Annotated in this window: 16 protein-coding genes; 12 read left to right on the forward strand and 4 right to left on the reverse strand. The window is 30.9% G+C overall.

Annotated features, from left to right (window positions below; genetic code table 11):
* The 3 genes from H9L18_RS01625 to H9L18_RS01635 all read right to left on the reverse strand — a co-directional run bounded on the left by H9L18_RS01625 (position 1) and on the right by H9L18_RS01635 (position 1919).
* The gene (locus H9L18_RS01625; RefSeq protein ID WP_126795730.1) at positions 1 to 750 is read right to left on the reverse strand and encodes a DeoR/GlpR family DNA-binding transcription regulator; all 750 of its coding nucleotides are present in this window, start codon (positions 748 to 750) and stop codon (positions 1 to 3) included.
* Between the two features lie 119 nt (positions 751 to 869).
* The gene (locus tag H9L18_RS01630) at positions 870 to 1097 is read right to left on the reverse strand and encodes a hypothetical protein (RefSeq protein ID WP_126795732.1); all 228 of its coding nucleotides are present in this window, start codon (positions 1095 to 1097) and stop codon (positions 870 to 872) included.
* Positions 1098 to 1181: 84 nt separating this feature from the next.
* Entirely contained in the window at positions 1182 to 1919 is a 738-nt protein-coding gene (locus H9L18_RS01635) for a DUF975 family protein (protein WP_185847527.1), read from the reverse strand.
* Positions 1920 to 2262: 343 nt separating this feature from the next.
* Here H9L18_RS01635 and H9L18_RS01640 point away from each other — a divergent pair, with 343 nt between their 5' ends.
* From H9L18_RS01640 to H9L18_RS01675, 8 genes are all read left to right on the forward strand, one after another.
* Positions 2263 to 2775 (forward strand): GNAT family N-acetyltransferase, encoded by a 513-nt coding sequence (locus H9L18_RS01640; protein ID WP_126795736.1) that lies wholly within the window; start codon positions 2263 to 2265, stop codon positions 2773 to 2775.
* 187 nt (positions 2776 to 2962) lie between these two features.
* Positions 2963 to 3928 (forward strand): ABC transporter substrate-binding protein, encoded by a 966-nt coding sequence (locus tag H9L18_RS01645; RefSeq protein WP_126795738.1) that lies wholly within the window; start codon positions 2963 to 2965, stop codon positions 3926 to 3928.
* A gap of 15 nt (positions 3929 to 3943) precedes the next feature.
* Positions 3944 to 4687, forward strand: a complete 744-nt coding sequence (locus H9L18_RS01650) for an ABC transporter ATP-binding protein (protein WP_126795739.1) — start codon at positions 3944 to 3946, stop codon at positions 4685 to 4687.
* The gene (locus H9L18_RS01655; RefSeq protein ID WP_126795740.1) at positions 4680 to 5429 is read left to right on the forward strand and encodes an ABC transporter permease; all 750 of its coding nucleotides are present in this window, start codon (positions 4680 to 4682) and stop codon (positions 5427 to 5429) included. The genes H9L18_RS01650 and H9L18_RS01655 overlap by 8 nt, the downstream gene beginning before the upstream one ends.
* A gap of 208 nt (positions 5430 to 5637) precedes the next feature.
* Positions 5638 to 6855 (forward strand): DUF4352 domain-containing protein, encoded by a 1218-nt coding sequence (locus H9L18_RS01660; protein WP_126795741.1) that lies wholly within the window; start codon positions 5638 to 5640, stop codon positions 6853 to 6855.
* A 155-nt stretch (positions 6856 to 7010) separates the two neighbouring features.
* Positions 7011 to 7607 carry a nitroreductase family protein gene (locus H9L18_RS01665; protein ID WP_126795742.1) on the forward strand — a complete coding sequence of 199 codons (597 nt, stop codon included), beginning with the start codon at positions 7011 to 7013 and terminating at the stop codon, positions 7605 to 7607.
* 486 nt (positions 7608 to 8093) lie between these two features.
* Entirely contained in the window at positions 8094 to 8438 is a 345-nt protein-coding gene (locus H9L18_RS01670) for a helix-turn-helix domain-containing protein (protein ID WP_126795744.1), read from the forward strand.
* 352 nt (positions 8439 to 8790) lie between these two features.
* On the forward strand, positions 8791 to 9057 hold the full coding sequence (locus H9L18_RS01675) for a hypothetical protein (protein ID WP_126795746.1): 267 nt from the start codon (positions 8791 to 8793) through the stop codon (positions 9055 to 9057).
* A 110-nt stretch (positions 9058 to 9167) separates the two neighbouring features.
* Here H9L18_RS01675 and H9L18_RS01680 read toward each other — a convergent pair whose 3' ends face one another.
* Positions 9168 to 9530: a hypothetical protein gene (locus H9L18_RS01680; protein WP_126795748.1), complete on the reverse strand. Its 363-nt coding sequence runs from the start codon at positions 9528 to 9530 to the stop codon at positions 9168 to 9170.
* Between the two features lie 409 nt (positions 9531 to 9939).
* On the opposite strand from H9L18_RS01680, the gene H9L18_RS01685 reads away from it, so the two are divergent.
* The 4 genes from H9L18_RS01685 to H9L18_RS01700 all read left to right on the forward strand — a co-directional run bounded on the left by H9L18_RS01685 (position 9940) and on the right by H9L18_RS01700 (position 13353).
* The gene (locus H9L18_RS01685) at positions 9940 to 10947 is read left to right on the forward strand and encodes a D-alanine--D-alanine ligase family protein (RefSeq protein WP_126795750.1); all 1008 of its coding nucleotides are present in this window, start codon (positions 9940 to 9942) and stop codon (positions 10945 to 10947) included.
* A gap of 76 nt (positions 10948 to 11023) precedes the next feature.
* Positions 11024 to 11476, forward strand: a complete 453-nt coding sequence (argR, locus tag H9L18_RS01690) for an arginine repressor (RefSeq protein ID WP_126795752.1) — start codon at positions 11024 to 11026, stop codon at positions 11474 to 11476.
* A gap of 19 nt (positions 11477 to 11495) precedes the next feature.
* Positions 11496 to 13007 (forward strand): phosphohexomutase domain-containing protein, encoded by a 1512-nt coding sequence (locus H9L18_RS01695; RefSeq protein WP_126795754.1) that lies wholly within the window; start codon positions 11496 to 11498, stop codon positions 13005 to 13007.
* Between the two features lie 7 nt (positions 13008 to 13014).
* Entirely contained in the window at positions 13015 to 13353 is a 339-nt protein-coding gene (locus H9L18_RS01700; protein ID WP_126795756.1) for a nitrous oxide-stimulated promoter family protein, read from the forward strand.
* The last annotated feature ends 96 nt before the right edge of the window (positions 13354 to 13449 follow it).

Consider the following 13449-nt stretch of genomic DNA (forward strand, 5'->3'; position numbering starts at 1 on the left):
CTAAGGATGAATGAGGTTAATTGGTTGTTCCTGTATAACTTGTTTTAAGTTTTCTGGCAATGGTTCATTCGTTATTAACGTATCAATAGAGTCAAAATTGATTTTAAAGGCAGTTGTGCGATTCAATTTACTACTATCAATTAGGAGAACGACTTGTTTTGCTTGTTCTCTTAGTTGTTGATGTAAAGAGATGTCATCAAGTTCATCAAAAAAGATACCGTCATCTGATATACCAGAAGCCCCAATAAAAGCAATGTCAAAATTAAAGTTCATGAGTTCTTTAATCACCATTGGCCCTTTTAATAAATGAGATTTGGCTTGAAAATAGCCACCTAGAAGATAAATATCATTTCCGTTTTTTGAAAAACTAACAGCATTATCAATGGAGTTAGTAACTATTAATGGATGACTCGAAAATGGTTTGGCGCTGATTGTTTCAACAGTTGTTGAGACATCTAGCCAAATGGTTTGCTTCTCTAAGATGAAAGGACGTGCTAGTTCGGCAATTGCTTTTTTTTCAGCACTTTTTGTGACAACTCGATTTTTATAATTTTCAATTTGCTGCTTAATTATGGGTAGTTGAATGCCACCATTTACTCTTTCGACTAAATCTTGTTCTACCAATTTTAAAATATCTCTTCTAGCGGTATCTTTTGAAATATCGAAATGATTGGCTAAAGTTTCTTGTTTTAGAAAGGGTTCTGTTTCAAGTAGTTTTAAAATTTCAATTAATCTTTCTTGTTGATTCATAGGATCACCTCTTAAGTTCAGTTAAGTTTATATGCGAAAATTGTAAGTTTTTGTAAGTTTAATTTATCAGATATTTTTTATTTTGGCAACTTTTTTAATTTATTAAAAAAAGTTGACCACTAATTAACGTGGTCAACTTCTTTATTTTTCTTATTTTTTTGTTCTTTTACTTTTGTAATGGCTGTTCCTATGCCGTATATCCCGATTAAAAGTCCGGCGATAAAGAAATAAAAACCATCTAAATTAAATAAAACAATCTCTGTTTCTTTAATTAAACCAATAATTAGTAGGATAACGCCCGCAATGACGCAAACTAATTCGATGGCATAATTTTTAAGACCTTCCATTTAAACACCTCGATTAATAGATACTTATTATTAATTATTGTAGCATAGTTCAGAAAAGATACCTATGGAAATTTAGATTGTTGCCTAAAATGATTCCCAAACATCTTCATTTTCATCAACTTCCTCAGAAGCGTCTTTTAAGTATTTATCTTTAGCTAAATCATCATAGAAAACGGCATGACAAGTTGCTATATAAGGTGTGATAAAGATGTAAGCAAGACCTAATGTTAAACCACCCAGAATATGCCAACCAATAAAGCTAAAATCTAACCAAAAAAGTCTTCCTTTGTGTCCATCCATTAATTGTCTACTTTCATCAATAAAGGCTGTTGCATTCATTTCTTTTACATCTGTATGAGTAGACAAGTCTTTATAGATAAAATTAGATTGAGAATAAGCATATCCTTTAACAATTCCAGGAATAACTAAAAGGAAAGTCCAAAGAGTGGTAAAGATAAGAATTAACAGGTTAATTAAAATAATAGGAACAAAATCGTATGAGTTAAACAATCTGAAAGCTTGGTTTGGTGCCATAGAAGCTTCATCTCTATTTCTGATAACATCTAGTAGTGAAAAGGAAATACCGATTGTGATAATGGAAAAAATAAATTCAACAAGTGAATTCCCAAAATTTGAAGAAATTCGGATATACCATTCTGGTTCATATTGTCCGAAAGTAGTTGTCCAAAACATAAAAGCTGCTACTGCATTGATTCCGATAGCAAGTATGATTGGTACAATATTTAGAATGATAGCTTCTTTCCATCTACCTCGCAAGGCTTCTTTTGCTTCTTTTTTAATATCATAGCTTACCTTATACATATTCATTCCTCCAGTCTAAAATTTGATAAATGAAAGCTTGATTTAATTGTAAACTTTTAGAAAATAAATGTAAAGTATCAAAGATGATTAGTTATTTTATTTATAAAAATAAGGAGACATGGTACAATTAAGTATACCAATTAACTTAATATCATTTAAAAGGAGTGGCTTAAAATGAAAGCAGGCATTTTTCGTTCATTGCTCGTGTCAGGTCTCTTTGTGTATCTGTTGTCGATGCCACGGTATTTTTGGCTAACACTACTTTTATTATTGACGTTTTTAAGTTGGATGTGGTTAAGTACAAGAAAAAGACGATTTCGTTTTTAAAAGTTAGGAGGATTTCATGGAATTAGAAACATCACGCTTAATCATTCGAGACTACAACTTGGAAGATTTAGAAGATGCATCTGAATTTTTATTAAATGAAGAAACGATGCACTTCATTCCTGAAAAATTTAAAACAAAACAAGAAGTGATGGAGTTTATCGAAGTCCAATCTCAAGAAGCTAAATTCTTTCCAGTTGTTTTAAAAGAAGAGGGAAAAGTAATCGGTCATCTTTCTTTTGAACCTTTCTTTGGAGATCATTCGTATGAAATTGGTTGGGTTTTCCATGAAGGTTATCATCAAAAAGGTTATGCTAAGGAAGCCTCGAATAGTTTACTGGATTATGGTTTCTCTAAGCTAAATATTCACCGAGTTATAGCGACTTGTCAGCCAGAAAATCCAGGTTCTTGGCGATTAATGGAATCTTTAGGAATGAGAAAAGAAGGAGATTTCAAACAGTGTATTCCAGTAGGAGATTCTTGGTGGAATGAGTATTATTACGCTATTTTGAAAGAAGAATGGCCAACTTAAAAATTCAAAGTGTTCACTTGAAAAGTGGGGCTTTGGGTTTTTATTTTTTGTCAAAAAATAAAAGTGAAAATTTCTATGAAAGCTTGCATCAAAAAAATAGTAAAAAGAACAGATCTGTGTTACTTTAAAAAAAGTGATTTAAGCATTTTATCACTAATTTTAAAAAGGAAAAGGAGTTTTTGTATCAATGAAGAAAAAATTATTAGCTTTTAGCTTCATGGCAGTCTTTTCAATAGGTGCTCTAGCAGCTTGTGGAACAGAGACAAAAGACAAAGCGGAAACAAAAGAAACAAGTCAGAAAGAATTATCACTAAGTTTTGGTGTTATGCCAGCAGTGGATAGTTTGCCTGTTTATATAGCTGAAAAAGAAGGATTCTTCAAAGATGAAGGCTTGAGTTTAGATTTACAAAGTTTTAAATCACCAAAAGACAGAGATGCTGCTTTAACAAGTGGGCATTTAGATGGTGCCAATACAGACTTAATCGCAGTGAGCACTTATTATCAAGGTGGATTAGATGTTCAAGTTGTTAGTCAATCAAATGGAACATTTTCAATTTTAACTAATAATGATGACATTAAAAGTTTAGCAGATCTAAAAGATAAAAAAGTTGGAATTGCTAAAAATCAAGCACCTTATTACTTTTTAGATGAAGCTTTACAAAAAGACAACTTATCTGTAGCAGATATTGGTTATGAAGAAGTCCCTCAAATTCCAGTTAGAGTTGAGTTAGTTAAAAATAAAAAAATCGATGCAACTGTTGTACCAGAACCATTTAGAACAATTGGTTTAGCTAGCGGGTTAAGAGAACTAGGTAACAGCAATGAACTAAAAATCGATGCAACTGTTTTTGGCTTCACTGGTGAAACGTTGAAAGAAAATAAAAAGGCTGTTGAAGCATTCTACCGTGGTTATAATAAAGGGGTAGACTACATCAATGAAAAACCAATGGATGAGTACTTTGATGTGATGAAGGAAAAAATTGGTTTCACGGATAAAATCAAAGATAGTGTTGAGTTACCAAAATATACACATGCTGAACAAATCAAATCAGAGCAATTAACAAGTGCCTTTGATTGGTCGAAAGAACAAGAAATTTTAACAAAAGAATGGAAAGAAAAAGATATTTTAAATCCATTATTAACACAGAAATAAGAAAGGAAGAGCTGTATGCTAAGGTTAGAAAATGTTCATGCATCGTATGATGAGACTCTAATTTTAAAAGATATCAATTTAGAGATTTCGTCGCAAGAAATTATCGCTTTGATTGGCCCCAGTGGTACAGGAAAATCGACGTTGTTAAATAGTATTACAGCTCTCCATGAAATTGATTCAGGCAGTATTACGTTAGACAATCAAAGGGTCGCGCCTAAGAAACATACCATTGGCTGGATACCACAAAATTATGGTTTACTTCCTTGGAAGAGTGTTAAAGAAAATATTTTAGTTGGATTAAAAGTAAAGAAAAAAATAATCACACCAGAAAAACAAGAAGAAATCAAAAAAATCATTCAAGAGTTGAATATTGAAGACTTGTTGGACCAATTTCCTAGCCAATTAAGTGGTGGGCAACAACAACGTGTTTCTATTGCTCGAGCACTTGTGATGAATCCTGAATTGTACTTGTTGGATGAACCTTTTTCTGCTCTTGATGCTATGACTCGTGAGAAGATGCAGTGCTTATTTTTAACTGAATGGGAGAAAAAAGCAGCACCAGCTATTTTGATAACACATGATGTAGAAGAAGCTGTTTTTTTAGGGCATCGGATCGTTTTATTATCAGGTAAACCAGGTGAGATTGCCCAAATTTTTGATAATCCTAGTTTTGATGTCCCTGTTTTAGAAAAACGTTTATCAGATTCTTTCTATCAGGTGACAAAACAAATCCGAGAGGTGCTTGATACAAATGGTTAAAAAAAATCCTCTTCTTCAAACGTTAATCGCTTTTATAACATTAAACGCATTATGGTATGTCGCAAGCCTAATGTTAAATCAAGATATGCTACCTAGTCCTGTTCTTGTCTATCAACATCTATTTCAAATGGATATGGCAAAACTTAGTTTACATGTTTACAATAGTTTAATTCGCCTTTTCTGGGGAATGTTAATTGCTGTTGTGATAGGTTTTTTTGTGGGACTGCTTATGGGGAGTGTTGAGAAGTGGAATAAACTACTAGACCCAGTTGTTTATCTGACTTATCCAATTCCTAAAATTGCGTTATTACCTATTATTATGCTACTTTTTGGATTAGGTAATACATCCAAAATTATTCTTATTACATTGATTGTTGTTTTTCAAGTCATATTATCGGTAAGAGATGGCATAAAAAATATACCAACTAGCTACTATAAAAGTTTAAAAGTATTAGGAGCAAGTTCATTTCAACAATTTTACATGATCACTTTACCAGCAGGGTTAGCCTCTGTTTTAAGTGCGCTTAGGATTGCATTAGGAACAGCAATCGCTATTCTCTTTTTTACAGAAGTTTATGGAACTGAGTATGGATTAGGCTATTTTGTCATGGATGCTTGGGGTAGATTAGATTATCTTGATATGTATAGTGGAATACTAGTATTAAGTGCAGTTGCCTTTTTGTTATTTTTAATGATTGACTTACTAGAGAGTCGTTTACTAAAATGGCGAGAATTTAATTAAGATAAATAAGGAATTTAGAACGAGGACATGAGTTTTCTTGTTTTAAATTCTTTTTTTTATTTAAATGATAAAAGTGAATAAAATCACATTTATAAACGGTTAGATTGTTTTTTTATATTTTAATTCTTTTTGTGTCTATAAAACTGATATAATTAAGTATAACAAAACGAAAAGGAGTCTTTTTATAAAGAAAAGTGTTTGGGTATCAATGGTAGGTATTTCTCTTTTGATGTTAAGTGGTTGTGGGAAAGAAAAAGAAAAGGAAACACCTACAACAAAAACATCAGAATCAACAGTAGTCTCAAGTGAGAAAACAAAAGAGACAAAAGAATCGAAAGAAAAAAGTGCTGATGCTGGAGATTGGAAAGACGTTAACGATGATTTGAAAAAAACAACTGAAGCTAAGAAATTAAGCGTTAAACATGAAAGCAAAGAAGCAATCGTTAATGAAAAAGATGATGTAAAAGTAGCTATTAATGGGTATGAATATGTTGAACTGAATGATATTTCAAGAGATTTAAGAATCACGTTTGGTGACCAAGTTGAAAAGGGCGGCGTTCTCCTTGTCTCAACTACTTTAAAAAATGATTCAGATAAATCAGTTTATACAAGTGCGACTTATTCAATGAGTGTAACAGGTTTTTCTTCAGCTATTTCTAGAATGAAAGGACTAATTAGTTCTGATGTCGTTGATGAATTAGTGAAGGTCAAATACGAAATTAAGCCAAAAGAAGAATTTTCTGGCTACGTTGCTTTACCAGTTAAACCAGAAGCAATGGATAAAATTGCTGAAAATGGAGAGGCGATGTTTGAGTTGCCAGGCATTTATTCTAAAGCAGAAAGTTTCAAAAAAGAGGATGCTATAGTTGAACCTAAAGAAGCTAAAATTTCATTATCAGGTGAAGGTTCAGAAAAAGCAGAAGCTTCAAAAGCTTTTTATGAAGACAAAGCAACTGTTGAAAATCTAGGTGAAAAAACAATGTTAGTTGACCAAAAAGATGGCAAACAAGCTGAGTTTGAAGGCGCTAAAGTAACGCTTAATGGCTATCAGATTACAGAGTTTAAGCCAAATGAAGATGAAGCACCAAGATATAAAAACTTTGATACAGGTGTTATTCTTTTAACAGCTGACATAACAATCAAAAATGAAGGCAAAGAAACATTGAATTTGGGACAAACCTCAGCTACTTTATCTATTGGTAATAAAGATAAATTAATGCATGAAAATATGTTAGAAATTAAATCAGATGAAGAATTACCAACTGGAAAAGAAGGAACTAAATATCTTGTTTTTGCAATGGATAAAGAATCCTATGAAAAATTGTATCATGATAAAGAATTTAAACTAGATGTTAGTTTATATGATCAAAAATTTGCTCGTTTAACTGATGTTGATGACCTTGCCTTTACATTTAGTAATAAATAATAAGGATGCAAACAACAACCAAATTAAATTTTTGGTTGTTGTTTTTTTTATTTGAAAAAACTTACAAAAAGTGAGCATATAATTTTACTTACAAAAAATTAGTTGTTATGATGCTAGAGTAGTTAAAAAAACAAATGTAAGGGAACGTGAAATAAATGTCAAAATTCGTAGAATCATTAAAAAATCGTCGCTCTATCTATCATCTAGGAGAAAATATTTCTCTATCAAATAATGAAGTAGAAGAATTAATTAAAGAAGTTGTTAGAGAAACACCAACAGCTTTTAACTCTCAAACACAACGTGTGGTTATTCTGTTTGGAGATGCTCATAAAAAATTGTGGTCTATCACAGAAGAAGCTTTAAAACCATTAACACCAGCAGAAGCATTTCCAAATACACAAGCTAAATTAAATGGATTTGCAGCAGGTAAAGGAACAATTCTATTCTTTGAAGACACTGATGTGGTTAAATCACTTCAAGAACAATTTTCATTATATGCTGAAAACTTCCCAATTTGGTCAGAACAAGCAAGTGGTATGACTCAATCAAACGTGTGGGTGGCACTTTCAGAAGAAAATATCGGAGCTAACTTACAACATTATAATCCAGTTATTGATGAAGAAGTTGCTAAAGAATGGGCAATTCCTGCATCATGGAAATTAAGAGGACAAATGGTCTTTGGTTCAATTGAAACACCTGCCGGAGAAAGAGAATACATGGCAGATGAAGATCGTTTCAAATCATTTAGCTAAATATGAATCAAAAAAACTCGACTAACGAATGATAGTCGAGTTTTTTTTGTTTGTAATGTGTATATTAAAAAAAGCCTTCAGCAATTGCTAAAGGCAAAAAAGGAGTTGTTTATTTACTTTGGAGGAGTAAATAAAATGAAAAAGTTTGTTAGGGTTGTTTGTTTTGTTGGTATGCTTATATATTAACGATTAATTATGAATTAATTACTAGGAAATTTATTTCTTTTTTGTGACTAAATAATTAAGAAAATATTTAGTGGGAATCATAGCACGATATTAATTCACTATTAAAGTTTCTATAATCTATTTCGTTGAGTTTGGATAAAACTAAATTATAATCAGTAAAAAATGATATGATATAATGACAGAAACGTTGATAAATAAGCTATGCCAATCAAATTTGCTAATAATTTTATGAATGCAATGAACGATTGCTAGTAAAATATCCTCTTACAGAATAATCTAAGTTTAAGAAAGGAAGTTACTATGTTTAGTAAGATTTTAAAAGAAAAAAGAAAAGAGTTAGGTTTAACTCAACAAGAAGTTGCAGATCATCTTAATGTTACTAGACAAACTATTTCAAATTGGGAAGTAGGAAAAAGTTATCCTGATATTCCAACATTGGTTGAAATTAGTAACTTTTATAACTTATCACTAGATTACATGTTAAAAGGAGATGAACAGTTTATGGAAAAAGTAAAGAAGGATACTAAACAATTAGACAGATATAAAAATTTTATGAAAATTATCTGCTATGCCATGTTGATTATAACTTTCTTTTACTTGGCAGGGCATGAAATTGGTAAAGCGTGGTATTACTTTACGAATTAAAACGAATTTAAAGTCCTCAGATTCAAAATCTGAGGGCTTTTATTAATGGCGTGAAGAAATATTTTGATAACTTAGTTAACATATTTCGGTATTATGATAAGTGTAAATAATTAAGTTATATTCACACCATTTTATCTGATGTTTAAGATATACCATTTTTTTGAAATGATGATTATAGCAATAAAATAAAAGGTTTTAAAACATATACCTTAATATATATGTTATGTTTGTTTTGTGTTAAAATAAACATAAATAATACTAGAAATAGATTGTTGGAGTAGGAGTTGTGCGCAGTTTTTAGTTAGAGTCTTTATATTGAAATTAGTTGATATAGATAAAGGAGGAAAGAAAAATGAAATATAAATCGGAGTATAAAATGATATTACCTTCAATATTTTTGCTGTTAGAATGTTCATTTTTATATAGTTATTTTTTTAACTATGATCCTTTTTTAGGTGCAAAACCTCTTATATACGCTTTTCTTCTTTCAATTATTGGAGTATTAACTAGTACTAGAATAGTTAATAAAAAATATAAATATAGTTTTATTTTTATTCATATTCTAATTTTTGTTATTTTTCCAATAATTCTTTTTGGGGCAATTTATTATGGTTTTTAATTATCAAGCATATATTGTATAAAAAATTTATAGATTTGCTAAAACACCTTCAAATTTGGTTTGATATGCTCCTTTTAATAATTATTAACATAAAACTCATTATATGGAGTTCATTTATTAAAAGTTAAATAATGAAAAATAAAACTGAAAATAAAAAATGGTAAACCTAGTATAGGAATTATGAAAGCAAATGCAATTTCATTGAAACCGATAATACCCGAAAAAAATAAAATTAAAAACAAAATAATCAGTACTCCAATGATTTTAATCGCTTTTCTTTTATATTTTAGTATTTTTATTTTAAAAGAAAAGAGACTAAAAGTTATTGTTATTATTATCAAAATATAAGCAATAAGCTGATTGTAATCGAAATTTATACCGATTTTAGATCCTGTAGCAAAAATTAAAGAAAAGAGATAAATAATACTGTAGGCTAAAGACATTAAAATGATTTGATTATATTCTGATTTCATATTTTTTCTCCAATGCTTTTTTCTAATTGTAATCGAAGTACTATTTTTAATAAAGTGTTAGTTTACATAACTGGTGATTATACCGAGTTGTTGCCACACCAACGTTTCTAAGCCCTGGATTGTGAATCTCAACTGGTCTACCTCAAAATAAAAAGTAAAACCTTGATTTAATCAGGTTTTACTTTTTTTGACTTAGTGAAATAAATTGATATCTTTCAGAGGTTGTTGTTATTAGTCATTATCTTCAAAAATTTCAACTAATTAAAATAGTCCTAAAAGTTTATTGAAATTCACTTACTTACTATACGTTTTTCTTTAAAAAAATGATAAGAACGGTTTTAAATATAAATATGATTATTTTAATTTGGTATACTTAGGGCTAAAAATGAATTCGTTCTGGAGGAAAAAGATGAAAATTATTGTTTTAGCAGGTGGCTTAAGTGATGAAAGAGATGTTTCATTATCTTCAGGTTCACAAATAGCAAATGCATTGATTCAAAAGGAGCATCAAGTTCTTTTGGTTGATTTATTAGAAGGATTTCCTGATGCAACAGACTTTGATTCAGCTTATGATGTTTATAAAAAAGATGAATACAAATTTGAGGTTCCAGAACAAGCTCCAGATTTATCTGAACTTGAGAAAAAATATCCTTGTGAGTTAGGTGAAAATATTGTTTCTGTTTGTCAATCAGCAGATATTGTTTTTCTAGCACTTCATGGTGGCATTGGTGAGAGTGGTAAAATTCAAGCTTTATTTGATATTTATCAAATTAATTACACGGGTTCATCCCACAAAGCAAGTGCGATTGCTATGGATAAATTACTAACGAAAGAATTAGTTGCCTTCCATGGTATTAATACGCCTAAGTGGCAAGTTTATAAAGAGGGGATAGAGGTTTCTCTTCCTTGTGTGGTGAAACCAAATAACAATGGCTCTAGTATTGGCGTAGCAATTGTTGAAGATGATAAGGAACTAGAAAAAGCCATTGAAGAAGCTAAAAAATTTAAATCAGATATTTTATTAGAAGAAAAGGTCAGTGGCAGAGAATTTGCAGTTGGCATTTTAGGTGAAAAAGTTTTACCAATTATTGAAATTATTCCAAAAGTTGGTTTTTATGACTATAAAAATAAATACCAAGCTGGAAGTGCTGAAGAAGTAACACCGGCTAATATTTCTAAAAACTTGACTCAAAAAATGCAAGAGATGGCTTTAAAAGCTCATCAAATTTTAGGTTTATCTGGTTATTCGAGAGTTGATTTTATGATGAATGAGGTAAACGAAATATTCTTTATTGAAGCGAATACATTACCAGGCATGACTCCAACTAGTTTATTACCTCAAGAGGCGCAGGCAATGGGAATTGACTATGGTACTTTATGCGAAACGTTAATATCTGTTTCCTTAGATAAAAAGTGAGAATTACATCTTTCTTGAGCTATTTTTTTGTTATAATAAAAAGTAACAGAAAGAATTGGCAAAAGGAGCGTGTGAGATGGGGAAGAAGAGACGACAGCTTTTAATCAAACAGATTATTTCTCAAAATGACATTGAAAGTCAACACCAATTGTTACGAGAGTTAGCCAAAGAGGGGATTGAAGCAACTCAAGCGACCATTTCTAGAGATATTCGAGAATTAAGTATTGTGAAGGTTCATGACACAACAGGACTTGTTAAATATGGTATTTTACCAAAAAAAGAAACACAACCTGAAGATCATTTAAGGGAAGTGTTCAAAGACTCTGTGAGTGATGTGACTCATGTTCAATTTATGAATGTGGTTAAAACATTACTCGGGACTGCTGACATTGTAGCAGCAGAAATCGATGAATTGAAATGGCCAGAAATAGTTGGCACACTAGCTGGAACAGATACGATTGTTTTAATCTCAACGTCAAATGAAGAAGCCAAATCTCTCAACGAACAACTACTATCGTATCTTGATTAATTAAACTGGAGGAGAAAATATGTCATCATTGCAAGCGTTACAAAACGGATCGGATATTAGAGGAATAGCTATTTCTCATGAAGAATTTACAGCTAATTTAACAATAAAAGAAGCACAAGAAATTGCATCAGGGATTGTTAAATGGTTGAAGGAAGAAAAACGAGTGACTCATACTCCTTTGAGAATAGCGATTGGTCATGACAGTCGTTTATCTGCTAATGATATTAAAGAAGGGTTAATTGAAGCCTTTTTAAAAGAGGATGTTGTTGTTCTTGATTCAGAATTAGCAACAACACCAGCCATGTTCATGGCAACTCAATTTGATTCATTTAAGGCTGATTGCGGCATTATGATTACAGCTAGCCATTTACCTTATTATTATAACGGTATCAAAATTTTCTCTGAACTAGGTGGAGCAGAACATGAAGATATTGAATTTATCCTAGAAAATACTCATGTGTTTAATGAATCAAAACCTAATCAAGGAAAACTTGAGAAAAAAGAAATTATCTCTCTTTATTCTGAGGATATGGTTAAGAAAATTCAAAAAGCCACAGGTGAAACCAAACCGTTAACAGGATTTCATATTGTATTAGATGCAGGAAATGGAGCTGGAGGCTTCTTTGCTGATAAGGTGTTACAACAATTAGGAGCTAATACATCTGGTAGTCAATTTTTAGATCCAAATGGTAATTTCCCAAATCATATGCCTAATCCGGATAACAAGGAAGCTATGGAAAGTATTAAAGAAGCTGTTTTAAGAAACAATGCTGATTTAGGGGTTATTTTTGATACCGATGTAGACCGTGCTGCAGTTGTTGATAAGAGTGGACAAGTTATTAATCGAAATAACTTAATAGCTGTCTTAGCTCATATTGTTTTAGAGGATTCTAAAGGTCAAACAATTGTGACGAACTCACCAACATCAAGCCATTTGAAAGATTTTATTGAAGCTTTGGGTGGTAAACAAGTTCGTTATTTATGTGGTTATCGTAATGTTATTAATAAAGCAATTGAGTTAAATGTTAAAGGAATTGAGACACCATTAGCTATTGAAACTAGTGGACATGCGGCCTTTAAAGAAAACTATTTCTTGGATGATGGAGCTTATGTTATTGCTAAAATATTAATGTTGCTACCAAAATTAAAAAAAGAAAATAAGAGTCTTGGCGATTTAATTGAAGAATTAAAACAACCAGCAGAAGCACAAGAAGTTCGTTTCAAATTATCAGGTCCTGGTTATCGAAATTATGGTAATAGTGTTATTACAGATTTGGCAGAGTTTGTTAATGAAGTAGATGGCTTTACAGTAGACCCTGAAAATGAAGAGGGAATTCGTGTTAACGTTAGAGAAACGTATGGTTCTGGATGGTTCTTATTAAGAATGAGTCTTCATGAACCTTTACTTGTGTTACAAGTCGAAAATGATATAGCTGGGAAAAATAGATTAGTTTTTGAAAAATTAAATGAATTCTTCCAAACGAAAGAACGACTAAATACTGAAAAATTAATTGAAGTTTTGAAAAAGTAGAAGGATTATGGTAAAAGAGATAAATAATGGACCTAAGATTTCCTTCGAGCGAAAAACGGTTCAAGCTATGATTGATATTTATTACAAACAATTTGATGATGAAGCACATGATATAGAAAAAGTGGATGTTGAAACATACGCTATGACTAGATTAAGTTATTGTCGTTTCGGCGAAGACAAGCCAACTTGTAAAGTATGTCCGGTTCATTGCTATAAAAAAAGCTACAAAGAAAAAATGCAACAAATTATGCGTTATGCTGGACCAAGAATGATGATTTATCATCCAGTGATGTCTTTGGAACATTTTTTTAAAGAATTTCGTTATAATAACAAAAGAACGAAATAGAAAAAAATGATTGTTTTTAAGAGGTTTCCTTAAGAAAAAGGAACCTCTTTTTTATTTTTTTAAAAGATTATTAGTAAATTAATGATTAAAAAAGTG

This window comes from Vagococcus carniphilus, assembly GCF_014397115.1.
GTDB classification, from domain to species: domain Bacteria; phylum Bacillota; class Bacilli; order Lactobacillales; family Vagococcaceae; genus Vagococcus; species Vagococcus carniphilus.